Source organism: Methylobacterium sp. J-067, assembly GCF_022829465.1.
Classification (GTDB): Bacteria; Pseudomonadota; Alphaproteobacteria; order Rhizobiales; family Beijerinckiaceae; genus Methylobacterium; species Methylobacterium litchii.
In genome coordinates this window covers 32,682-54,659 of sequence record NZ_JAKSXZ010000105.1, presented here as the reverse complement: position 1 = coordinate 54,659, position 21,978 = coordinate 32,682, and the positions used below count along the sequence as shown (strand labels likewise).

28 protein-coding genes are annotated in these 21,978 nt (G+C 64.9%); 14 read left to right on the top strand and 14 right to left on the bottom strand.

Features of this window, described 5'->3' with window-relative positions; genetic code table 11:
- Positions 1-10 precede the first annotated feature (10 nt).
- Entirely contained in the window at positions 11-868 is an 858-nt protein-coding gene (locus tag MKK52_RS13220; RefSeq protein ID WP_243954443.1) for a hypothetical protein, read from the bottom strand.
- A gap of 2 nt (positions 869-870) precedes the next feature.
- Positions 871-1,473 carry a hypothetical protein gene (locus MKK52_RS13215; protein WP_243954441.1) on the bottom strand — a complete coding sequence of 201 codons (603 nt, stop codon included), beginning with the start codon at positions 1,471-1,473 and terminating at the stop codon, positions 871-873.
- Between the two features lie 101 nt (positions 1,474-1,574).
- On the opposite strand from MKK52_RS13215, the gene MKK52_RS13210 reads away from it, so the two are divergent.
- On the top strand, positions 1,575-1,859 hold the full coding sequence (locus tag MKK52_RS13210) for a hypothetical protein (RefSeq protein WP_243954439.1): 285 nt from the start codon (positions 1,575-1,577) through the stop codon (positions 1,857-1,859).
- 35 nt (positions 1,860-1,894) lie between these two features.
- Here MKK52_RS13210 and MKK52_RS13205 read toward each other — a convergent pair whose 3' ends face one another.
- Positions 1,895-2,104, bottom strand: coding sequence for a hypothetical protein (locus MKK52_RS13205; protein WP_243954437.1), 210 nt, complete (start codon positions 2,102-2,104; stop codon positions 1,895-1,897).
- A gap of 122 nt (positions 2,105-2,226) precedes the next feature.
- Positions 2,227-2,913, bottom strand: a complete 687-nt coding sequence (locus tag MKK52_RS13200) for a hypothetical protein (RefSeq protein WP_243954435.1) — start codon at positions 2,911-2,913, stop codon at positions 2,227-2,229.
- 109 nt (positions 2,914-3,022) lie between these two features.
- Here MKK52_RS13200 and MKK52_RS13195 point away from each other — a divergent pair, with 109 nt between their 5' ends.
- From MKK52_RS13195 to MKK52_RS13180, 4 genes are all read left to right on the top strand, one after another.
- The gene (locus tag MKK52_RS13195) at positions 3,023-3,226 is read left to right on the top strand and encodes a helix-turn-helix domain-containing protein (protein WP_243954433.1); all 204 of its coding nucleotides are present in this window, start codon (positions 3,023-3,025) and stop codon (positions 3,224-3,226) included.
- A 517-nt stretch (positions 3,227-3,743) separates the two neighbouring features.
- Complete coding sequence (locus MKK52_RS13190; RefSeq protein WP_243954431.1) at positions 3,744-4,007, top strand: hypothetical protein; 264 nt, start codon at positions 3,744-3,746, stop codon at positions 4,005-4,007.
- The gene (locus MKK52_RS13185; RefSeq protein ID WP_243954430.1) at positions 4,004-4,462 is read left to right on the top strand and encodes a hypothetical protein; all 459 of its coding nucleotides are present in this window, start codon (positions 4,004-4,006) and stop codon (positions 4,460-4,462) included. The genes MKK52_RS13190 and MKK52_RS13185 overlap by 4 nt, the downstream gene beginning before the upstream one ends.
- Positions 4,459-7,113: a PriCT-2 domain-containing protein gene (locus MKK52_RS13180; protein ID WP_243954428.1), complete on the top strand. Its 2,655-nt coding sequence runs from the start codon at positions 4,459-4,461 to the stop codon at positions 7,111-7,113. Before MKK52_RS13185 ends, MKK52_RS13180 begins: the two co-directional genes overlap by 4 nt.
- A 307-nt stretch (positions 7,114-7,420) precedes the next feature.
- On the opposite strand, the gene MKK52_RS13175 is transcribed toward MKK52_RS13180, so the two are convergent.
- Positions 7,421-7,597: a hypothetical protein gene (locus MKK52_RS13175; RefSeq protein ID WP_243954425.1), complete on the bottom strand. Its 177-nt coding sequence runs from the start codon at positions 7,595-7,597 to the stop codon at positions 7,421-7,423.
- A gap of 474 nt (positions 7,598-8,071) precedes the next feature.
- A complete protein-coding gene (locus MKK52_RS13170) occupies positions 8,072-8,338 on the bottom strand; it encodes a hypothetical protein (protein WP_243954423.1) in 267 nt (88 codons plus the stop codon).
- A gap of 146 nt (positions 8,339-8,484) precedes the next feature.
- On the opposite strand from MKK52_RS13170, the gene MKK52_RS13165 reads away from it, so the two are divergent.
- The 5 genes from MKK52_RS13165 to MKK52_RS13145 all read left to right on the top strand — a co-directional run bounded on the left by MKK52_RS13165 (position 8,485) and on the right by MKK52_RS13145 (position 11,736).
- Positions 8,485-8,721, top strand: coding sequence for a hypothetical protein (locus MKK52_RS13165; protein WP_243954421.1), 237 nt, complete (start codon positions 8,485-8,487; stop codon positions 8,719-8,721).
- A gap of 8 nt (positions 8,722-8,729) precedes the next feature.
- Positions 8,730-9,158 carry a DUF5681 domain-containing protein gene (locus MKK52_RS13160; RefSeq protein ID WP_243954419.1) on the top strand — a complete coding sequence of 143 codons (429 nt, stop codon included), beginning with the start codon at positions 8,730-8,732 and terminating at the stop codon, positions 9,156-9,158.
- Entirely contained in the window at positions 9,155-9,379 is a 225-nt protein-coding gene (locus MKK52_RS13155) for a hypothetical protein (protein ID WP_243954417.1), read from the top strand. The genes MKK52_RS13160 and MKK52_RS13155 overlap by 4 nt, the downstream gene beginning before the upstream one ends.
- Positions 9,376-9,675: a hypothetical protein gene (locus MKK52_RS13150; protein ID WP_243954415.1), complete on the top strand. Its 300-nt coding sequence runs from the start codon at positions 9,376-9,378 to the stop codon at positions 9,673-9,675. The genes MKK52_RS13155 and MKK52_RS13150 overlap by 4 nt, the downstream gene beginning before the upstream one ends.
- 264 nt (positions 9,676-9,939) lie before the next feature.
- Positions 9,940-11,736: a bifunctional diguanylate cyclase/phosphodiesterase gene (locus MKK52_RS13145; RefSeq protein ID WP_279597812.1), complete on the top strand. Its 1,797-nt coding sequence runs from the start codon at positions 9,940-9,942 to the stop codon at positions 11,734-11,736.
- A gap of 127 nt (positions 11,737-11,863) precedes the next feature.
- Here MKK52_RS13145 and MKK52_RS13140 read toward each other — a convergent pair whose 3' ends face one another.
- From MKK52_RS13140 to gcvA, 4 genes are all read right to left on the bottom strand, one after another.
- A complete protein-coding gene (locus tag MKK52_RS13140; RefSeq protein WP_243954411.1) occupies positions 11,864-12,931 on the bottom strand; it encodes a tyrosine-type recombinase/integrase in 1,068 nt (355 codons plus the stop codon).
- Positions 12,932-13,045: 114 nt separating this feature from the next.
- Positions 13,046-13,414, bottom strand: coding sequence for an antibiotic biosynthesis monooxygenase family protein (locus MKK52_RS13135; RefSeq protein ID WP_243954409.1), 369 nt, complete (start codon positions 13,412-13,414; stop codon positions 13,046-13,048).
- 1 nt (position 13,415) lies between these two features.
- Entirely contained in the window at positions 13,416-13,925 is a 510-nt protein-coding gene (locus MKK52_RS13130) for a MarR family winged helix-turn-helix transcriptional regulator (protein ID WP_243954407.1), read from the bottom strand.
- Between the two features lie 510 nt (positions 13,926-14,435).
- Positions 14,436-15,314 (bottom strand): transcriptional regulator GcvA, encoded by an 879-nt coding sequence (gene gcvA / locus MKK52_RS13125; protein WP_243954405.1) that lies wholly within the window; start codon positions 15,312-15,314, stop codon positions 14,436-14,438.
- A 74-nt stretch (positions 15,315-15,388) separates the two neighbouring features.
- Between gcvA and MKK52_RS13120 the strand changes: the two genes are divergently transcribed.
- The 4 genes from MKK52_RS13120 (at position 15,389) to MKK52_RS13105 (ending at position 18,783) form a co-directional block, all read left to right on the top strand.
- The gene (locus MKK52_RS13120) at positions 15,389-16,639 is read left to right on the top strand and encodes an MFS transporter (protein ID WP_243954403.1); all 1,251 of its coding nucleotides are present in this window, start codon (positions 15,389-15,391) and stop codon (positions 16,637-16,639) included.
- The gene (locus MKK52_RS13115; protein WP_243954402.1) at positions 16,636-17,049 is read left to right on the top strand and encodes a GFA family protein; all 414 of its coding nucleotides are present in this window, start codon (positions 16,636-16,638) and stop codon (positions 17,047-17,049) included. The genes MKK52_RS13120 and MKK52_RS13115 overlap by 4 nt, the downstream gene beginning before the upstream one ends.
- 93 nt (positions 17,050-17,142) lie before the next feature.
- On the top strand, positions 17,143-17,784 hold the full coding sequence (locus tag MKK52_RS13110) for a DUF47 domain-containing protein (RefSeq protein WP_243954400.1): 642 nt from the start codon (positions 17,143-17,145) through the stop codon (positions 17,782-17,784).
- 9 nt (positions 17,785-17,793) lie between these two features.
- Positions 17,794-18,783: an inorganic phosphate transporter gene (locus MKK52_RS13105; protein WP_243954398.1), complete on the top strand. Its 990-nt coding sequence runs from the start codon at positions 17,794-17,796 to the stop codon at positions 18,781-18,783.
- 15 nt (positions 18,784-18,798) lie between these two features.
- Here MKK52_RS13105 and MKK52_RS13100 read toward each other — a convergent pair whose 3' ends face one another.
- The 4 genes from MKK52_RS13100 to MKK52_RS13085 form a co-directional block, all read right to left on the bottom strand.
- A complete protein-coding gene (locus tag MKK52_RS13100; protein WP_243954396.1) occupies positions 18,799-19,056 on the bottom strand; it encodes a hypothetical protein in 258 nt (85 codons plus the stop codon).
- Entirely contained in the window at positions 19,053-19,328 is a 276-nt protein-coding gene (locus tag MKK52_RS13095) for a PepSY domain-containing protein (RefSeq protein ID WP_243954394.1), read from the bottom strand. The genes MKK52_RS13100 and MKK52_RS13095 overlap by 4 nt, the downstream gene beginning before the upstream one ends.
- A 75-nt stretch (positions 19,329-19,403) precedes the next feature.
- A complete protein-coding gene (locus MKK52_RS13090; RefSeq protein WP_243954392.1) occupies positions 19,404-20,087 on the bottom strand; it encodes an MgtC/SapB family protein in 684 nt (227 codons plus the stop codon).
- A gap of 861 nt (positions 20,088-20,948) precedes the next feature.
- Positions 20,949-21,974, bottom strand: coding sequence for an adenylate/guanylate cyclase domain-containing protein (locus MKK52_RS13085; RefSeq protein ID WP_243954390.1), 1,026 nt, complete (start codon positions 21,972-21,974; stop codon positions 20,949-20,951).
- Positions 21,975-21,978 lie beyond the last annotated feature (4 nt).

Sequence of the window (21,978 nt, the reverse complement as noted above, 5' to 3'; positions counted from 1 at the left end):
GCGCCCTCCCTCAGAGACCCTTGAACGGGTTGAAGTCGAGCGCGGACTTGCCGAGCCCGACGATGGCGCCGAGGGCGTTCTCGCTGGCCTTCGTCTGGCTGGCCGCGAGAGCGTTGTTGTTGCTCACGAGGGCGCCCGTTGAATTGTTGATGAGGGCGTTGAACTGGTTGCCGAGGTTCTGTTGTAGGCCCGCGCCTTGGCCGAGGATCGTGGCCTGCGCGTTGCCGAGCCCTGTGCCGAGGGCCGACAGGGCGTTACCGTAGCTCTGGCTGGCACCACCCTGCGTGGTCAGGCCGTTTGCTACCCCCTGCACGCCCGTGGCGTAGGTGCCGACCCCGCCTTTCAGGTTGTCGATGTACTGTTGAAAACCTTGGTCCGCTAAACCTGTGGCCGTCTTCAAGATGTCCGCAGTAGCATTCCTGCCGGCAAGGCCGCCGCGTGCCGCCGCCGACCGCTGGACCGCTCCCAATGCTTGGTCCATGGCGTAATTGTAGCCCGGCGCGGCCTGGAACGCCGACGCAGCTCTTGCCGAGCCATCCGCACCGTTCGCACCGATGGCGTCGTAATAGGTGCCAAGCGAGTTTTGCCCGGCCGAGACGAGAGGCTGATAGGCCGAGGTTGCCTGCCCCAGGTAATCCTGCGTCTGGCCGTACTGGTTCGCGACATCGCCGCGCGCCCGATCATACCCAGCGGTCGCGTACTGAAACGCCCCCAGCCCCTGGTCCGAGCCAAGGAGGTAGTTCTGCCCCTGCCCATAGGAGGTGAGCAGCGCATTCCCGCCCTGCTGTAGGCCGGTGTTGATCGCGGCGGCGTTGTTCTTGGCCGCCGTCTGACCGGCGCCCCCGGTGAAAAAGTCGAAGAGGCTCATCGTCAGTGGACCTTGAGGCTGGCGGGCGGGGAGGTGTCGGGCGGGATCGCGGGTGGCGGCTTCGGGAGCCAGCGGCAGCGGGCCGCCGACATCGCCCAGACCTGACCATCGGCGCCCACGCCGTAGAGGTCGCGGGCGATGCCCTCGAACGTGAAGCCGGCGCGGCGGGCGTAGTCCTGAAGATCGGCACGCTCGACGGGGATGCGGATCACGACGCGGGACAGGTTGACCGCGTAGAAGGCCCAGCGGCACAGGTCCCGGATCAACCCGCGCGTCATCATCCCCCGGTTGGCGACCATCACGAGGTCGGCCCCGTCGAGAGGGTGAGGCGCAGAGAGGACGAAAAGGGCACCGATGTCCTGCGCCGGGCGGAAGAACCTCACCCAGACTGGCATGTTGCCGACCTGTCGGCCGGTCGCGCCCCGGATCTGCTCATCAACCCAAGCCAGCGGGTCGGAGACGGTAATCTGCACCGGGGCGAACGCGGCCTCCGGCTTCTGCGACGCCGCGTCGAGGAGGATCCCGCCCACCCATTCCTGCCACGTCGAGGGCGCCGCCTCGGCCACGCCGAGAATTTCACCGAGGGTCTGTTCGTCGTCCGCCATCACGCGGCCCTCTGAATGACAACACTACGGTTGCCGACTGGGGCGGCGGTAGCGTCGCGCGCTACAAGGGTCGCCGCGACAGAACCAATGGAGACGTATTGATGGCCGACACTCCCGAGCACCCGTACATCGAATTGGAGGGATCCGTTACCGCCCCTATCCTCATGTTCGATGAAGCTCCGCTTTACGGGATCATGGGTGCCGTCGGACGGATAACTCTGTCTGCTGTCCTCCAGGACGAAGACGGACAGGGCGGGGTGAAGCAGCGGCGAAAGGTGGTCGTCCACCTTCGCGGGAACGGCGCGGCCTTTCACTCGCTTCGAGAGGCCATCAACGGCATGGAGATGTTGGCGACGCCTACGCAGGGCGGCGAGAAGCCCAACTAATCCCAGCGCACCCGCAATAGCCAAGACGCGGCCCATCACGCGGCCCTCTGCATCGCAGAGGCGCCGGGCGAGGTCGGCGGGTCGCGGTCGCTATCGGTCGAGCGGATCGCGGCGAGGCCCACGCTTAGCGCGGTGCGGGTCGCGACACTGAGGCGGACACCGCCAGCGCGGGCGGCGGCGTCGAGATCACGGCGCAGGCTGGCCGGGAGGCGAAGGCGCAGGGTTTCGTCGTGGGCGATGCGCACGGCTTGCTCCCGAGTAGAAGTCTCAGGAAGTAAACAGCCAAGTGCACATTTGTGCTACATCTGACTTTGTTGTTTATGTCAGCCCTGTACTCCTTGTCATAATTTATATGATCGAATGTCGATCACTCTGCGCGCTTATAAAGATGCAGATTTTCAGGCTTTTCGAAACGCGGGTCAGCTTCGATTTCTTCCAGCGACCGATCGCGCAACTTGCTGCTCGCTCGCTTTGGCTTCGGCGCTTCGCCTAGCTCAATCACTGACCCGTCGCCGGTCCAACGGTTCGCCACTCGGCCATCCATTGCATCATCGACAGCTGCCCTATCGCTCCAAGCAGCATCCCAAAGCATGTGTTCTGTCGCGTAGGAAAGCCCGAGTAGAGCCGGGGGAAGCTCCCGCAGTTTTTCGCTGTCAGGGCGCGACCTAGCCTTTGCCTCGGGGAATACTTCGCCCATCCAAAGGTGGTGGGAGACTACAACCGAAAGAGCGGCCCGGAGCGTCTTACGCGCTTCTATTTCGGAAAAACCTCGATCTGCGCACAGCTTTATTAGATCGCCAAAAACCGATCCCACAGAAGATAAAAAATCCGTAGCTGGCTGGTTTTCAAATACTGAACCAATACCTTCTTTTCCAGTCAAGTCGAGCTTGAATGATAGCTCAAGCCGATGTTCAATTTCGCTACCCAGTGTACGAGATCCTTTTTCCGCTGAAGCCTCAAGGCGGCTACGGAGTCGCGGCGTAATCTTTGTAGTGACCGGGGCTCGGGCGGGTTCTGACCCACGAGCGCGGCGGGACCGTTCTGGCTTTTTCATCGCTTGTGTCCGGAAAGGGAAGTAGATGGCTTACCTTACTTGCGTCCGGCGTGAACGTCGAGTAGCTTGCGAAAGGTAGGTTGTTAGCTGCTCTTTCGGAGGTTAGCACATGAGTGTCCGACAGAACGTCGAGGCCGGGTTGCCCACGAAGGCGCGCCCGCTCGCGAGAGAACTCGGGGTCAGCCCCTCGCTCATCTACGACATGATCCAAAGGGGTGAGATTGAAGCGCGTCGCATCGGTATGCGCCGCCTCGTCATCCCGAACGCCGCTGCGCGGAAGCTTCTTGGAATGGAGCCGCAGCAGGCCGCCTAACCCGCCTTCATCGGCGGGGCTCGCCTCGCCAGCCGCGTAGCTCGCGCCGTGTCGGCAGGCGCATCCAGCAGCAGGGAGGCCAAGAACATGGCCTTGAAACAAGTCGAGGGACGGAGCGCGGCCAGGCGCTCACGTCCCTCTCTAAATGTCGCTCGGCAGACCGACACGATGCAAATAGCACCCGAGGCATCCGAAATCCAGATTGCTCGCCTACGCAGGCGGTTTGATTTCAGCCCGGCCCTTGCTGGTGTCGTCGCGGCGCTCGCCTATCCGCAGGTTGATAGCTGGCGAGGTGCCCGATGACGGCGCCTCACTCTCTCGCCGCCGACCTCACCCTTGATGCGGTGCGCGAACGCTGCGCCCTAGCAGCGAGCTACGCCAGCGCGGCGGGTTCGCTCGCCGAGTGCCGTGACACGGCGGCTATGGTTCATAGCCTAGGCTGCGCGGCCCGCACGATTATGGCTGCCCTTGAGGCCGCCCAGAGCCTTCGCCCGTCGAACGAGCGGAGGCGCGCCTAATGGGTCGCCTTATCAGCCCCTCACGCAAAGCCCGCGCCTGCGGGAACTGCGTCCACTTCGCCCTGACCGGAACGGCGTTCGTGACCGGCCCCACGAGCGGAAGCCGCTTCGCCACCATTGAGCAGTTGCACGGCGAGTGCCGCGCACGGCCTCCGAAGCCCGACCGCAAGAGCGGGCAGGCTGTCTGGCCCGATGTCGTCGCCACCGACTTCTGCGGCGCCTTCGCGCGGCCCGAGACCAAGGTAGAGCGGGGGACGGCATGACGAACGTCACTCACTTTCCCTCCCCCATGGTGGACGAGCGCACCCCGCCGGCCGCCGAGGTCATCGTCGCGCCAGTCGCAGATATGTGGGTCGCGTGGCTGCGCCTCCCCGCCGGCCAGTTCATCGCCCTCGAACGCACGTCGGACGAGTGGCACGCCCTGGCCGACGCTCGTGCTTACGCCCGGCGGCACGCCGTCCCCGTGACGGTGTTGCGCGAACCGCTTGCCCTCATGCCGGACGAACCGATTGCCCCCGGGCGGGGCTGGATTTCCATCTGGCCGGATCCCGAGGACGGCGGGTCCTGGCGTGTCGATCACGTCAGCGCCTCCGGCGACAGCGCCCGCGTCGTCGGCACGGCCTTCAGCTTCGAGACCGCCGTGAACATCGCCCGCGACGCCGCACAGCGGACGGGCGCGACCTTCGACTATCCCCCTACTCTCGGAGGCGCAGCATGACGGCGCACGCACTGCCGAACCCGACAGAACTGCGCCTCGCCCTCCGCGAGAATGGCTATTGCCCGGTGCCTGTCTCTGGCCCCGGAATGAACGTGAACTCGGCCGGCAAGCGCCCGGTGATGCCGGCATGGGAGCGAAAGTGCCTCGATCCTTCGCCCGATGAAATCCGGCGGTGGGGCACGCTCTACCCCGACAGCACGAACACCGGCCTGCTCTGCGGCCTGCTGGCGGGTGTAGACATCGACGTACTGCGACCGGACCTCACTGCCGCGATCACGGATCGCGCTCGCCGGATCCTTGGGCCGACGCCCCTCGAACGCATCGGCCGCGAGCCCAAGGTTCTGCTCGGCTACCGGCTCGCGATCCCGGCCGATAAGATCCAGACCGCCGGCCTGATGTGGACCGACGACCCGAAGGAGAAGCCGACCAAGGTCGAGGTGCTGCTACGCGGTCAGCACTTCGTTAGCTTCGGCATTCACCCTGATACCGCCGCGCCCTACCGCTGGCCTGACGAGTCGCCGCTTACCGTCCGATTTTCCGACCTCCCCGAGACCACGGAAGACGCCCTGCGGCAGTTCGTGGCCGAGGCCGAGGAAATCCTACGGGATGCCGGGGCACGCACCCGGCGCGAGCGCCAGCAAGCCGAGCGGGCACGCGAGACGAAGGGACGGAAGGCGGGCGGCTTCGGCTTGAACGAGAAGCCCGACCGCGAGACCGTCGCGGACGCGCTCGCGCACCTTCCGAACGACTTCGACTATGACGAGTGGATCCGCATTGGCTTCGCTCTCTACGACGGCCTCGGCGAGGCCGGGCGCGATCTTTGGGGGGATTGGTCGGCATCGTCGGCTAGGAACGACCCCGACCTGACTGCACGGAAGTGGCCGACCTTCGCGCAGGGGCGAACGGTCAAGATCGCGACGCTGTTCTGGCACGCCGCCGAGAACGGATGGAAGCGCAAGGGCGCCGGACGCTCCGGGGCACCGAAGCGGGATCGAGCCGAACGCCGCGCCAACGCTGACCCAGAAGCCGAACCCGGCCCCGAAGACGATGGCCGCCCCATCGTGCGCTTTGTGGCCGGCAAGGTGCCGGAGGCTGTGGACCGTATGGAGGCGATCTTGCTGGCCTCCCCGGTCGAAATCTACTCGCGAGCCGGCGCCCTCGTGCGCCCGGTCATCGACGCCGTACCGGCGGCAAAAGGTCGGATGACCACGGTCGCACGGATGTGCCCGCTCATCACCGTCAGCCTTGCAGACATGGCCGCCCGCACCATGCGGTTTCAGCGATACGACCTTCGCGCGGAAGACTGGCTCGACATTAATCCACCCGTGGAAATGACCGCGACGCTTCTCGCCCGCGAGGGGCAATGGCGCGTCCCGCCCGTCGCCGGCATCATCACCACGCCGACGCTCCGGCCTGACGGGTCGCTGCTCACAGCGGCGGGCTACGATCCGACGACCCGGCTCTATCTCGCCCTGGATCCCGGCTTCACCATGCCGGCCCTGATGGATCGCCCCGACAAGCGCGAGGCGACCGAGGCGCTAGGCTTCATTGAAGGGCTACTCTCCGGCTTCCCGTTCGTCGGCCCGACCGACCGCGCGGTGGCGCTCTCCGGTATCCTCACCGCTCTGGTGCGCGGCGTTCTGCCGACCGCACCGCTGCACGCGATCCGCGCCCATACGCCCGGCTCCGGCAAGAGCTTCCTCGTGGACCTCGCCGCCGTCATCGCCACCGGCCGGCGCTGCCCAGTGATTGCGGCGGGAAAGACCGAGGAAGAGACCGAAAAGCGGCTCGGCGCCCTCCTTCGCGACGCCGTACCGGTTGTGTCCATCGACAACGTGAATGGGGAGCTCGGCGGGGACATGCTCTGCCAGTTGACCGAGCGCCCCCTCGTGCGGGTGCGCATCCTCGGCAAGTCCGAGGCGCCCGAACTGGAATGCCGCTCCACCACCTTCGCCACCGGCAACAACCTCATCCTCACCGGGGACATGACCCGGCGCGCCTTGGTCTGCTCGCTCGATGCCGAAGTGGATCGGCCCGAACTTCGGAATTTCGACTTCGATCCCATCGGCACCGTGTTGGCGGATCGCGGCGCCTACGTCGCGGCGGCGCTCACCGTGATCCGCGCCTACCGCGTGGCCGGCTCGCCGTCCGTCTGTGGCGCCATCGGATCCTATGAGGATTGGTCGGACATGGTGCGCTCGCCCCTCGTCTGGCTCGGCCACGCCGATCCGGTCGAGAGCATGGAGACGGCCCGCGAGGAAGACCCCGAACTGTCTGCCATCCGCGAACTGTTCGAGCACTGGCGGGCGCACCTGCACCTTTCGAGCGGCTACACCACCAACACCATCATCCGCACCGCTTGCGACCGTGAAGCAGCCAATTCCTTCGCCGGCCCTGGCGACTTCAAACTGGCCGAGTTCCGCGACCTCCTCTTGCGGCAGGCCGGCGACGGCGGCGCCGTGAACAGCCGCCGGCTTGGCAAGTGGCTGTCGCGGATCAAGGGCCGCGTCGTGGATGGGCACCGGATCGAGATGAAGGAGGACGGGAGCCACGGCAATCGGTTCTCGCTCTGCCGCGTCAGCGGGGGCGATCATTTCCCCGGAGAGCGCGCTGCGACCGGGCTCCATCCCTCATCTGCACCGGAGTTCTGATGCCCCGCGCGCTTAATATGGGGGTTTCCGGGGGATTGGGGGTTTTTTCTATCCCAACGCGGCAAACTGTCAGTGAACCTCGTATCCGAGCGCAAGCGAGCGCACAGGCACGCACACATGACAGTTTGTGTGTAGCGGCTGAAACAGACCCCCCGTTTCCCCGAAACCCCCATGCGACCCCGGCCAGGTGGCCATGATTGCCCCCGCCGACGCCTGGGGGCCGTTCCGCCCCGATTTGGACGACGCCGAGCGCCGCGCCCGTCTCTGCGCCGTGCGGCAGACCGCTCGCCTCCTTGCCAGCTGGTGGTCACTCCTTCTCGCGCCGTGCTTCCTCTTCGGCTTCCGTACCTGGCCGCTCCATCGGACCATCCTGCGGCTTCACTGTGCCGGTCGCCGTGTCTTGGGGGCTGTTGGCCAGTCCATCACTCTTCGGTTTACCCTGCGGCATCCGCTGAGCCTGTGTATCGGTCGGCTGATCGGCCATACTATGCGTCCTCAGATTTCGGTTTCGCGTTTCACGACCGCGTCCTCGCCGTCGCCCTTCTGCGATAAGCCGACCTCCGGTGCCTCGTCGTTCGTCGGCAGAGCAGACTCAGCAGCTGGGCCCCCCCGTTCATCTCCCCTGACGCGGTGTCCCGCGTCATACTCGGTGACGGCCAAATCCTCAGTGCGGACTGGTGCGGGCGGGATTGGTTCGTCAGGCATCAGCGTCCTCCTGGATCAAAACCAACCTCTCCTCGTGAGTTTAGGTCCGTCAGCGCGCGCCGACCTTCGCGCTCGACCTCGCCCGCAAACAAAAAAGGCGGGGCTCTCGCCCCGCCGTCGATCCGTGAGAGTCCCTGGGTCACAGCCCCATCAGCACGTTGGCCGATCCGATGGCCGTCATGGCGAGGCCGCCGGCAAAGACAGCAGCCATCGCGTAAGAAAACACCTTCAGCATCAATCTGTCCTTGTGGGCTTAGCAGCGGTTGCCGCCAGAGGTCTGGCCGTACTGCTTCACTGGGAAGTTCTGCTGATTGGCGTTGCCTTCAGCGGCCGAACTCATCGGGCAGGTCGCCGGGTTGGTGTCGCGAAGGCTTCCAGGAAAGGCGCCCAGGGAACCGGTGGTCTCAACGCTGTAGGGCGTGAGACCCGTCCAGGTGGACCGATCATAGGCCATGGCGGACGAGATCGGAGCGACGCCAAGAACAAGCGCGGTGACGACGGCGGCGATACGGGTCTTCATGGTCTGAATTATGCTCCTTTGCGCAATGTAGCCCGAGTTGATCGGCCTATTTTGTCTTGCGTGAACCTAAGATGGTGCTTGTTTTGCCGGCATGACGTGCCTCCGCGCACGCGGCAGCGGGGATTAAGCGGGACGGAGATTTTGGCATGACCCCGCGCGAGAAAGCCGCCTTCGCCGCCGGTATTGAGACGGCCCGCCAAATGGCCCTCACCGCCGCAGTGACCATTGAGGTCCGCGACGACGCGGGCGAGGTTCGCCAGCGCGCTGCGGTGGCCGCCCTTCAAGGGCTAGCCGAGGGCCTGAAAACGGCGTTCCTCGCGTCGCCCGCCTGCATCCCGCCTGCAAATGCAGGTAAGGCACCGACTATCACCGATGCGTGTTAAGATAGACCATGGCTAATTCGGGACAGTTCCAGGCAGGCCAAAGCGGCAACCCGGCGGGCAAGCGGGCGGGCACCCGCAACCGTGCCTCGTTGGCGGTGGAGGCCCTGCTGGATGGCGAGGCCGAGGCGCTGACGCGCCGCGCCATAGAGATGGCCTTGGAAGGCGACGGGCCAGCGATGCGGTTGTGCCTCGAACGGCTCTGCCCGCCCCGGAAGGATCGCCCTGTCACCTTTGATCTGCCGCCCATCGAGACGGCGGCTGACCTGACGAAGGCGACCGCCGCCATCGTGCGGGCAGTGGCGGCCGGAGAGATCAGCCCAGCCGAGGCGCAGGATGTGGCTGGCGTCCTCGAACTGCACCGCCGCGCCCTCGACATGTCGGACCTCGTGACCCGTGTCGCGGCCCTGGAAGCCGCTCAGCCTAACCGGAGTGCATGACTATGGCCGGAGACCTTCGCCGCCGCGTGGAGCGCCTGGAACAGACTGCCCCCGGCACGGCACCCTTCGTGCGGATCTATTTCGAGCCGCGCCCGTGCGCAGATCCCATCGCCTTCGGCCGCGAGTGCGAGGCCGATGCCGCAGCGATTGGCTGTCAGTCCGCCGTCGTCATCCGGTTCGTGAAGCCGGGCGATGTGCTCCCGGTCGGGCCGCTGCAATGATCAATCTCGTCGCCGTCGAGACCTTCGACCCGCCGGAGCCCGAGATCGAGCGGCAGCCCTACGCCGACGCCGGCCTCATTGACCGGGCCGAGGCCGAGAGGCTGGCCGCGCTCCACCACGTTAACCGCGCCCGCGTCTGCCTCGCCAAGCTCGCAGACGTACTGCGCGCCGAGCCGGGGCCGGAGGGTGACGAAGCGGCGGACGGATGGGCGGACTTGTTCGGGAAGGAGTGCGAGCAAGCCGGGACGCATATCGCCGGGCTGCGGTCAGTCAGGGAGTGCCGGGGCGAGGGGTAAGCGGCGCAGGGGCGAACCACTATCAGCTATGGCGTGCTGTGCCTAGCCATTCCGGAGATAGCCGCCGAGGAATGGGCGGCTGCATATGTCATCGAGCATTGAGCGAAGAGCCATAAGCTGTACCTTTGACTGCGCTCAAGCCGATGCATGTGATTGCATCAGCATTTCGACCATCTGTAGGGCACATGCCTGTAAGTTAGGCAACAAATTAATTAAGATTTTTAGTTTATCCTATGTTGTAATTCCGTCGCTTCATCTAAGCCCATGCCTATATCCGCTTCTAAGACGCTAACAGCGCTCAGCAACACATGGCAGTGGGATGCTGCTGCTACCGCGTCCTTCGCTTTCGATTCTGGACTACTATCGGCGCCACACAAGCTTTTGATCGAACAGAACCGCAGGTTCGATGCTGCCTTGGAGAACACGAGCCAGGGGTTGTGCATGTTCGACGCGGACCGGCGGCTGCTCGTCTGGAACAAGCGCTATTTAGAAATTTTCGGCCTTGAGACCCACCATCTGCACGTTGGCATGAGCCAGCGACAAATCATCGAGATCCTCGTTGACCTTGAACGCTATAAGAGCGGCACAACCGTCGATGCCCTCTCTGAAGGCACTCGGACTTCGCTTATCGAGGGGCAAGCGACATCCATCCTGCGGGAACTTGCCGACGGGCGCACGGTGTCGGCTACCCATCGGGCAATGAGTGGCGGCGGTTGGGTCGCAACCTTCGAGGACGTAACAGAGCGCCGCCGCAACGAGGACCGCATCACCTACATGGCGCGGCACGATGCCCTGACCGACCTGCCGAACCGAGTGGCACTGCATGAGATCGGCAATGCGATGCTCGGTCAGCGAATGGCAGGCCGGTCGCTGGCCGTACTGTGCCTTGATCTCGACCGGTTCAAGCCCGTCAATGACGGGTTCGGTCACGCCACCGGCGACCGGCTCCTGCGGTGTGTCGCGCAGCGCTTGCAGCGGCAGGTGCGCGATGGCGCTATCGTCGCGCGAATGGGCGGCGACGAGTTTGTCGTTATGCACCGCGTAAAGGCGCTGGCGGACGCCGAAGCGCTCGCGCGGCGCCTGATCGCGGCGGCCAGTGCGCCCTTTGATTTCGATGGGTTACGCATCGAGATTGGCATGAGCGCTGGCATCGTGCTGTCCGGTAAGGACGATGGCGACGTCACTCAGCTGCTGCAGAACGCCGATCTCGCGCTCTACCAGGCGAAGTCGGACGGGCGCGGAACCTATCGGGTCTTCGAGCCTCAGATGGATGAGAGCGCGCGGGCCCGCCTCAACTTAGAGCGGGAACTGCGCGACGCGCTGACGAACGGCTGCTTCGAGGTGCATTATCAGCCTCTCGTCGATCTCAGCAGCAACCATGTGATGGGCCTGGAGGCCCTGGTGCGTTGGCGACATGCTGAGCATGGGCTCGTTAGCCCAGCCGTGTTCATCCCTATCGCGGAAGAGATCGGCCTGATCGTGCAGCTTGGCGAGTGGGTGTTGCGGAAGGCGTGCCAGGACGCCGTTCGGTGGCCCCGCCACGTCCGGGTCGCCGTCAACGTCTCAGCTCACCAGTTGCGCCAGCGCAATTTCACGACGATGGTGCTTTCGGCGCTGTCGGAGAGCGGCCTCGATCCAAAACGCCTCGAATTGGAGATCACCGAAAGCGTTCTTCTTGATGATAGCGACGCAAACCTGGAAACGTTGCACGCTCTGCGAGGCGGTGGCGTCCGGATCGCGATGGACGATTTCGGGACCGGCTATTCGAGCATCAGCTATCTGCGCCGTTTCCCGTTCGACAAAATCAAGATCGATCGATCCTTCGTCCGTGAAATTGGCGAAAAGCCGGAAGCTGTGGCGATTATCCGCGCGATCATTGGGCTGGGCCAGAGCCTCAACATGACGACTCTGGTGGAGGGCATTGAGACCGACTTGCAACGCAGCGCGGTCCTGGCCGAAGGCGCCAACGAGATGCAGGGTTTCTTATTCAGCCCTCCTCGGCCCGCCTCAGAAATCGATGCCCTATTCAGAGCCGATCACGCTCGAAACGAAGCGGCATAAACCCTGCGGGTCACTGGAATAATCCCTGCGCCAAAGTCTGATGCTGCATCTAAGTGCGGCTGCCGTTCGGTTCGCAGCGGTGGGAGTCGGGGGGCTGATCACCCGGACTCCTCACTAATGGCCGTGTCTACTCTTGTCCGCTAGGGGAGGGGAGCCTACTCATCGAGATGGGATCTGCCATCGCCTTAGCAATAGCTTCGGATACCTTGTCGGCCGCCGAGACCAACACGGCGTCGAGGTGATGCACGTACCGGCTCGTCATCGTGCCGCCTGCGTGACCGAGCATGGCGCCGATCGTAGCATCACTTAAACCGAGGTCGCCGGCCATGCTGGCGAAGGAATGCCGGAGGGTATGGGCTGTCACGCCGTCGAGACCGGCGGCTTCCATGATTCGTTCGACCACACCCGGCAGGCCTCCGAACGGCCCTGAGCCTCGCACCGCCGGAAACACCCACGGCTCGCGCGGCAGGCGAGGGAGCCCGGTGAGGACGCGCCGTGCGGCGATACCGAGCGGGCGCACTGATCCGCCTTCCTTCGTGTCGGTGAGGCGCAGGGCGCAGCCGTCCATGTCGACTTCGGGCCATCGTAGCCCGGTCACTTCCTGCCGGCGGCAGCCAGTGAGCGCGAGAAGACGCAGTGCGGACGCGCCCTGCCAACGTCCGGCCTGCGCCTCGAACTTGTCCAGGGCACGTCCGAGCGCTCCGTACTCGGCTGCCGTGAGACGCCGCGTCCGCTTGGCATCGGCGGGCCGCCGAACCCCTGTGGCCGGATTCGTGGCAATGATGCCTTCGCTCACGGCGTAGCTGAGGATGCCGCCGAGTAGGCCGGCGGTCCGAGCGGCTGTGCCGGCTCCGCCCTCGACGATGGCGCGCCCACGCAGGCCAGTCTTCACATTGGCGGCGGTCTTGAACGTGCGTGTGGTGGCCTCGTCCCCGTCGATGTCGATCACGCCGGGCAGCGCGAACTGCACGAAGAACGTCTTGTCGGCGCGCAGCTTGCGGAACAGGGCGACGGTGTCCGCCGGTCCGGTCGCATGGTGCCCCTTCGGCGCCTCGCCGATGATGAACTCGCCTTCGTCCGTCCAAAGGCTGTGAAAGCTCTCGTAATCGGCCCTGGTGGCGACGTCGGCGTAGCGGGCGATCACGTTTCGGATCATCGCCTCGTCGACGAATTTCTGCAGGCTGGATTGATCCATCAGTTCCCTCCCTCGATCCCGAGCGCTTTGCCGCCACCGAGGGATCCCGGAAGCGGCCGGCTGTCGTCTGCCCAGCGCCGACGAACATGGCGCCGTCGCTGTCGTCGCTCCCGGTCAGGCGGTGCAGATGCCGGGGATCTCGACCTTCGTGAACAGGTGTGGGCTGATCGTCACGCCCTCGGGGTAGTCGGCGAGCTTGGCCTGGAATTCGGGGTTCGAGAAGGCGGACCGGAAGTGGGCCACCGACTGCCACACGGCGTAGTTCAGGAAGACACCGCTCCCCGCGATGCCACGATGCAGCTGCGTGGAGATGAAGCCCGGCTGCGCCTTCATGAGGCCAGCATCACCCGTCCAGACTGCAAGCAGTTTTTCGGCATCGTCCGGGGACACGACGAACGTGTTGATCAGGATCACCGGCCCTTCCTCAGACTTCAGTTGATCGCCCAGCGTGACGGCTTGGCCCATCTCGACGAACTTCGGCATCTCAGGTCTCCTTGATCCTAGTGGCGGCCGGAGTGGCGGTGGAACTCGCGATGCGGCGCTGGACTTCGCGCAGCAACTCGCTTGCGGCCTCGATCCGCTCCGGCGGCAGATCGGCCATCAAGGTCTCGGCCCAGCGTCCGTGTCTCTCGCTCGCGTCGCGATAGGCCGCCTCGCCCTTCTCGGTCATCGCGACGAGCATCGCGCGCTTGTGGTGCGGGTTGGGTTCCAGGCGGACGAGGCCGTCCGCCCGCATCTCGTCCACGGAATACTGCACGGCCTGTCGGGCCAGCCCCATGTTGCGGGCGATGTGGGCCACCGGCAGCGGGACGGGGGAGAGGGAGATCGTGCCCAGCACCTGCCAACGCGCACTGGTCAATCCGAGGTCGGCGCCCAGGGCGTTCCCGATGGCGAGCTGGTCGCCGTTGAGCCGGAACACCTCGACCACGAGTCCGACATAGGCCCGCCGCAGGCGAGACTTCGGTTCGGCAGGAGCTGAAGGACCATTCGTCATTCATCGAGTGTAGCGCTATGACGGAATTCGTCAACTCGACAAAAATATTCGTCATTGACGCTTGGCATGGTCGTCCACGACCGGGCTTGAACCGATGGAATGACCCGCCGTGGGTTGCTCGCGGGCGTACGCCTAGGCCGTCCGAGGGGCGGAAACCAACCGTTCCCGCCCTCCCAGCCTTGACACCAGGATGGCCCCGGCCGGAACGACCAGGCCGATACGGTCGAACGCGAGGCGTAAGAGAGCTTGGATCTGGGGGCACTCTGAACGGCCGCAACAACAGGATTGCTCTCGGAGAGTCCCTTGGGGTGTGTGCACAGCCGCCAAGGGTCGCGAGCGGGCACGCAGCAGGTCTGCTTACCCAAATTCCGTCTCGGAAGCAGACCGACTGTTTCCCACCCCAAGCCGCCAGTCCGATAGCGACCCAAGCCAGTCATTAGGACCCTGATCTGTCGCGCTCGATAGCAAACATCCCCCATTAGCCCTGACGGATGCTTCTGGCGATGCCGCTCAGGACGGAGTTGAGAGCCAGTCGCAGAAGGCGCGGACTGCGGCCTGATCGGCAAGGGCTTCTGGGACGTAGGTATGGTAGCTACGAGCCGGCAAAGTTGGGCCATAGAACGGCAGGATCAGCCGGCCCGCCGCGACGTCGTCAGCGATCAATCGCTCCGGTCCCATCGCCACGCCGAGCCCGTCGAGCGCCGCCTGTAGCGTCAGATAAAAGTGCTCCAGCGTCACAGAGGCCTGAGGGGTCAAGTGTGGGACGCCCGCTGCCTGCAGCCAGTGCGGCCAGACCTCAGGCATTGTCGCCGCGTGCAAGAGCGTGTGCCCGATGAGGTCACCCGGCTCCGCCAGTGGCCCGTGCTGCCGCAAGGTCGGGCTGCAGACGGGAATGCGCCGCTCGGTCAGGAACTGGCGCCCAACGAAGCCCGGCCGGGCGTCCGGCCCGCCCCGGATCGCGATGTCGAAGGGCTCGACGATCCGGGCGAGCGGCACGTTGGAGGTCGTCAGCCGGATCTCGATGGTGGGATTGGCGCGCTGGAACAGGGAGAGGCGGGGGATCAGCCAGCGCAGCGTGAACGTCGCCAAGGCGTTCACGTGCAAAATTTGCGTTCGTCCGCGCTCAATCTGCTTGGCGGTGGCCAGCGCCATGCGGTCGAGGGCCGCGCCGATCTCGGGTAGGTAGCTCCGTCCCGCCTCGGTCAGGATCACGCGCCGGTTGTGCCGTTCGAACAGCGGAGTTCCTAGCCACGCCTCCAGCGCCTGCACGTGTCGGCTGACCGCCCCGTGCGTGACGCGCAACTCCTCCGCCGCGAGGGTGAAGCTGGCATGTCGGCCGGCGGCCTCGAAGGCCTTCAACGCATTGAGCGGCGGCAGACGGCGGTGCATGTGTCAGCTTTCCTCACATGAGCGTCAGCATAAGGCGTTTGTCGCGATGCCGGGAGGGGATCATCCTCCCGGGCATGCTCACCCCTCCCCAGACCTCCGCGGTCGCGGCCTTCGGCTCGGAACTCAGCTCCGGCCGAGCAGCCAAACGCTCGCTGATCGTCGTCGGCTTCAACCACGCCCTCCACGATGGCTACACCGACATGATCTACGTGTTGCTGCCGGTCTGGCAGGCGGAGTTCGGGCTCGGCTACATCGCCCTCGCGGTACTGCGCTCGCTCTATGTCGGGGCACTGGCCGGGCTGCAAATGCCGGCGACTGCGCTCGCCCGCCGGTTCGGCGTGCGCGCCGTGCTCACCCTCGGGACCGTGCTCGGCGCGGGGGGCTACGGCCTTGCCGGCGCCTCGGGCGGCCTCGTCGGTCTATGCATCGCCCTGGTCCTGTCGGGGGCCGGCAGCAGCACGCAGCACCCACTGGCCTCCGCCATCATCGCCCGCGCCTACGGGACCGCTGCCCGCGGCCCCCTCGGCACCTACAACTTCACGGGCGATCTCGGGAAGGCGGCTCTGCCGCCCCTCGTCGGCTTCCTCCTCGTCCACGCCGATTGGCGGCCGGTCCTTTGGCTGATGGCCGGCGGCGGCTTCGCCGTCGCACTCTTCGTCGTCCTCCTGCTCCCGCGCGAATCCAACGCACAAGCGGACCGCCCGGTCAGGGCGGTCGCTGCGGCGGGCGGGGATCATCACGGAGGGAGAACGGGCTTCGGCCTCCTCGTGGCCATCGGCATGCTCGACAACGCCGCACGGCCGGCCTTCCTCATCTACCTGCCGTTCCTGCTTCAAGCGAAGGGGGCGGGGCTTTCGCTCGTGGGCGTCGCCTTCGCCCTGGTCGCCGTTGGAGGCGCGCTCGGCAAGGCCGCCTTCGGCCGGCTCGGCGAGCGGATCGGCGTGACGCGCTGCGTGATCGCGACGGAGATCGGAACAGGCGGCGCGATCCTGGCCGTCGTCGCCTCGCCGCTGACCCCCGCCCTCGTCGTGTTGCCGCTGCTCGGCCTCATGCTCAACGGAACATCGTCTGTCCTGTACGGGACGGTGCCGGACCTCGCACCCGGCGGACAAGTCGAGCGGGCCTTCGCCGTCTTCTACACGTGCACGCTCGGGGGCAGCGCACTGGCGACGCCGTTGCTCTACGGTCCCCTCGGTGACGCCGTTGGGCCGCACTGGGCGTCGATGGCGGCCGCCGCCACGGCGCTGGGGGTCGTCCCGCTGATGCTCGCCCTGGCGCCCCGGCTCGGGTTCCAGAACCCCACCCCAGAGAGGCCCCTGACATGACGACGATCGCCGGGCGCTGCCATTGTGGCGCAGTCCGCTTCGATGTGACCCTCAGCGACGGATTCCGCTCGATCCGCCGCTGCACCTGCTCCTTCTGCCGGATGCGCGGGGCCGTCGTCGTCATGGCGGAGGCGGGTGGGATCTCGATCCGTGAGGGCGAGGAGGCGCTGACGAGCTATCGCTTCCACACCCTGTCCGCACAGCACTTCTTCTGTTCCCGCTGCGGGATCTACACGCATCACCAACGGCGTTCGGATCAGGCACTCTTTGCCGTCAACGTCGCCTGCCTGGACGGTGTAAGCCCGTTCGACTTCCCCGAGGTGCCCGTGATGGACGGTGTCAACCATACGGGTGACACCGGTCAGCCGACGCGCCGGGCCGGCACGTTGTGGTACGACTCGGCCGAGTGACCCGTCGGCGGCGCACCTATCGCGGAACTGTCCTGGGACACGATTATTATCTCGGCTAACGTTTCAGTTTCCCTCGGTGGAAGAGAGCGCAGCATGCTGGGGTGGTTCCGCGCGCTGATGCCGAAGGAGGATCGGTTCTTCGATCTCTTCGAACGACATGCTGCGACACTGGTCGATGGTGCGGCGGCCCTCCGAAGCCTTCTCGACGGCACACAGGAACTCGCACAGGCCTGCGAGGCCATCGCCATGCACGAGGACTTAGCCGACGCTATCACACACGAGGCCCTCCAAACGGTTCGGCGAACCTTCATTACGCCGTTCGACCGCAGCGACATCCAGGAGCTCGTCGGCTCCCTCGACGATGCCATCGACCAGATGCTCAAGATGGCCAAGGCGGTCCGCCTCTTCGAGGTCACACGCTTCGAGCCCGAGATGCGTGAGATGGGCGTCGTCATCCAGGAGGCCGCCTCGGTGATCTCCGAGGCTCTGCCGAAGCTGCGCTCTCTCAACGAAAACGCGACCGCCCTGAATGCCCTGACCGAACGAGTCATCCAGTTGGAGGGCCGCGCGGACGATCTCCACGAGGCTGGCTTGAAGGCTCTGTTCCGGGCCTCTCGCCAGGATCCCATGGCGTTCGTCGTAGGGTCCGAACTTTACGATCACTTAGAAAAGGTCATGGACCGGTTCGAGGACGTCGCGAACGAGATCAGCAGTATCGTGGTCGAGCACGTCTGAGCCGCCGCCGTGACGCTTCTGATCTGCCTCATCGCTGTCGCACTGTTCTTCGACTTCTTGAACGGTCTGCACGACGCAGCGAACTCGATCGCGACCATCGTCTCGACGCGTGTGCTGGCCCCCCGCTACGCCGTCTTCTGGGCGGCCTTCTTCAACTTCATCGCCTTTCTGGTCTTTGGGCTGCACGTGGCCGGGACGGTCGGCTCCGGCATCGTGGATGTCGCGGTGGTAGACGACCGGGTCATCCTCGGAGCGCTCGGCGGCGCCATCAGCTGGAACCTGCTGACGTGGTACCTCGGCATCCCATCCTCCAGCTCGCACGCGCTCATCGGCGGGTTGCTCGGTGCCGGCATCGCCAAGGCGGGTCTCGGGGCGGTGGTCTGGCCCGGAGTCCTCATGACCAGTGCGGCCATCGTACTCTCGCCAGCCCTGGGCTTCGCGTTGGCACTGCTCCTCGTGCTGATCGTGTCCTGGCTGTTCGTCCGGTCCACGCCGGCTGCGGTCGATGGGACGTTCCGAAAGCTTCAATTCGTCTCCGCCTCGCTCTACTCCCTCGGGCATGGCGGTAACGATGCGCAGAAGACGATGGGCATCATCGCCGTGCTCCTCTACGCCCACGGGCAAGCGAGTGGCCCATTCCACGTACCGCTTTGGGTTGTCCTGTCTTGTCAGTCCGCCATGGCGCTCGGCACACTGCTCGGCGGCTGGCGCATCGTGCACACGATGGGTTCGAAGATTACGCGACTATCGCCCGTGCAGGGCTTCTGCGCTGAGACCGGCGGAGCGCTCACCCTTTTCGCTGCGACGGCATTTGGGATCCCGGTCTCGACCACCCATACCATCACGGGGGCGATCATCGGTGTTGGGGCAGCGCGTAGGGTCTCCGCGGTGCGGTGGAACGTGGCGCAGGGCATCGTCGTGGCCTGGGTGATCACGATGCCCGCCGCGGCCCTGGTGGGGGCGTTAGTCTACGCTCTCTCCGGGTTCGTCCTCTCGTAGGGCGCTCCGGGGCGCTCAGACCAAGCGGATCTGACCGGGCACGAGGCCGAGTTGCCGCGCGAGGTTGCGCGATAGGCTGCCGACGATCTCGACCTTCGTGGCATCCGTCGCCAGCGCGGCGACCTGCGTGATAGCGAGGTCCGCTGACACGTCCATGACCGCATAGACGCGTACGGGCTGTCGCTCCTGATGCACGGCGATCAAATACGCCGTGCGCTTTCCCTTTTGCCCAAGTTTGGCCTTGGTGGAGGCGAGCTTCGCGGCCTTGCTCATAAGTCCTTGTCGGGCTTCTCTTTGGTGATGGTGCCCGTCTTAGGATCGACGTGGAACTCCATTCTCACGCCATTCTTCAGGCCTTCGCCTTCACAATTACCGTCATTGGCCTCCAACTCGGTGATGCTGGAGTAGCCCGCCTTCATCAGCGTTTGCTTCACCTGCTCGGCCGGGATCCAATCCGTCCCCGGCTTGTCTTTCTTCGCCGAGGCAGGGCCGATCAAGCCCAGGGCAAAAGCCAGGGCGAGCGGTGCACGTATCACAGATTTCATTAGCCGCCTCTCCATCTGCCGTGTGGAACAACGACCCCCGTGGACGGCGGTTGCGCGGCCAAGTCATTGGGATGGCTACAGATGGCCTTCGACGTTCTCGACACTGGCAACGCCGGGGCGTGCCCGCAGGCCTTGGGCAATTTCTGCTACCGACTGACGCGACAGCCGCGCGAACGAAATCAGGATCTCGTCCTGCGCCGGGTCGGCGGCGCGTTGCACGACGAACTGGCGGATGCGTGAGGCCCGCAGCCCAGCGATCTCCTGCACGGTGTTGAACGTGACGGTTCCCGGTTCGGCGATGACGCGGAGCGGCTGGACACGCAGCCGATCGTGATAACGCTCCTGAAGCGGCTTCAGGCCGGCGAGGATCGCCAGGAGGATGGCGGTCGTCGCGATGCCGGCGACGTAGAGGCCGCTGCCGATCGCCAGCCCGATGGCCGCCACCGCCCACAGGCTCGCTGCTGTAGTAAGCCCTTTGACGACTTCGCCGCGAAGCAGGATTGTCCCGGCCCCGAGAAATCCAACACCCGAGACAACCTGTGCCGCGATCCGCGAAGGGTCGAGGACGACGTTGTGCGTCCCGAGGACATCGCTGAAGCCGAAGGCTGAAACGATCACGATGAGGCAGGCGCCGACCCCGACAAGCATGTGGGTCCGCAGGCCCGCAGCCCAGAGCAGGCGTTCACGCTCGACCCCTATCAAGCCACTGAGAACAGCAGCGAGCATCAGGCGAGCGATGATTTCGAGATTGCCGATCATGGTGACCTGCCGCCGAACGAGCTGAATGCCCGCAGTCAGTTCACGCGCGGCAACCAAGCCGTCAAGCTGACGCGGCTTTCGATCACTCGTGTATAGGTCTGGGTGGAATGGCAAGGAGCTAGATAAGCGATCCATCACAACGATAAGACCTCGGTGAGCTACGGTCTCATCGTGATGTTTTCGGAGTCGGTTTAGCGATTAGATCGGTCTATTTTCAATTTGAAAGACGCTTGCGATGCAGACCGATATCTCCGCGCAATCCTACGCCAAGGGGGCGGCGATTATCGTTTGCCTCGCGAAAGGCTGAAGAGCGCGAAATCTCTATCGCTCGTAGAAATAGAGCACTGGTCGTCGTCCGCTTTGGCGCGGTGGTGACCGTAACCAGACAGGCCGAAAACCACCCAACCCAGCCGTTCCGACGCGGCCGGCAATTTGGCTGAAGCTGGCTGAAAGCTGGCCGTCCGTTATGGAGCTTGAGGCAACGCGAAGCGGACTTCGCTTGCGGAGGATGCGTCTGATTCAGGCCGATCCCATTGATCTAAACGGTCCAAAGACCGTCAGTCGATTGAGTGCTGCCGCTTACCCCGAAGGGTTCCAGGGGGGGCGCTCCGTTGATGCTATGTGCGGGGGAGTATACTGCTCTCAACAAGGACGAGGTCGCCGGAGACTAGGAGATTCTGCGGGTAGTGGAGAATGGGACAAAATATCTAACATGTAATAACTGCTCTAGAAGGGTCGAAAATTAAGCCGACACTGTTATTTGGGCCCGAACCTGAGCATCGAAGGGTTCGGCGTACGGTATCGACGAGGCATACAAAGAGATGCCGCTCGGTTTCGACCGATGCGGCTGACCGTGAAAATTTATGGCCGTACGACGATCGCCACAGTCTGGTCATTGATCTGGCCCGCGTCGCGGAGTCGGAATGTGCTCGTATCAGAGCCATTGAACCCGCTGTCGGGGATGTACGTCACGTCGAGGGCTGCCGCCGTCCGGCATTTGCCCTTATCGATCGGCACCATGTTGACCCCAGTCTCGAAATGCCCGTGTCGAGGTTCCTGCATCACTTGGAACCCGATCCGGCGTGCGGCGCAATCCCGGGGATCGACGGACCACGCGCGAGCCACGCGGACGGGTTGGCCCATGGCGGTGGTGAGAGCGACGGCACGGGGCGAACCCGTACCCCCGCCTTTCGCGGTCGCAACCTCGAGGTCGCTACCGCCGCCGGCCGCGCCGTTGCGCGTCCAGCCTTCGTAGCCCACGCCCACGAGGGCGATCGCGGCGAGACCGGCCCCCGCTGCCCAAACGAATGGGGGACCGTCACGCCAGCCCCGCGAACCGCTTGGTACAACCACCTCGCGGAATGCCGCCGGGTCGAACCGCACCCGATAAGTCTCAATGGGATCAACGATATTTTTGAACATAGGTGTGCCGGCGGCCTCGAAGGTTAGGTCCGGCCCATCACGCACGGCATCGCGCACCCCCCGCGAGACCAGAATGCCGCCAGGCTCGGCGCAGCTTTGCAACCGGGCGGCGACGTTCACCGTATCGCCGAATACATCGTCCCGAGTGAGGATCACGTCGCCGCTGTTGATGCCGATCCGCAGAACAATGGTGGGGGCGAGCCGGGCGATCACACCGGCTTGGATGCGGGCGGCTGCCCTCACCGCGTCGCTTGTACTAGGGAAGCTTCCGATGAAGCCGTCACCGGTCCATTTCTCAATGGAGCCGCCGGAAGTATGGATCACCGGTTCGATGACGGCTTCACGCAGCACGCGAAGATTTGCGAACGTCTTTCGCTCGTCGAGCCGCATGAGTTTACTATATCCGACTATGTCCGCGACCAAAATCGCGAGCAGTTGCCGGTCTTCTTCGATTTTGTCCGCCACGGAA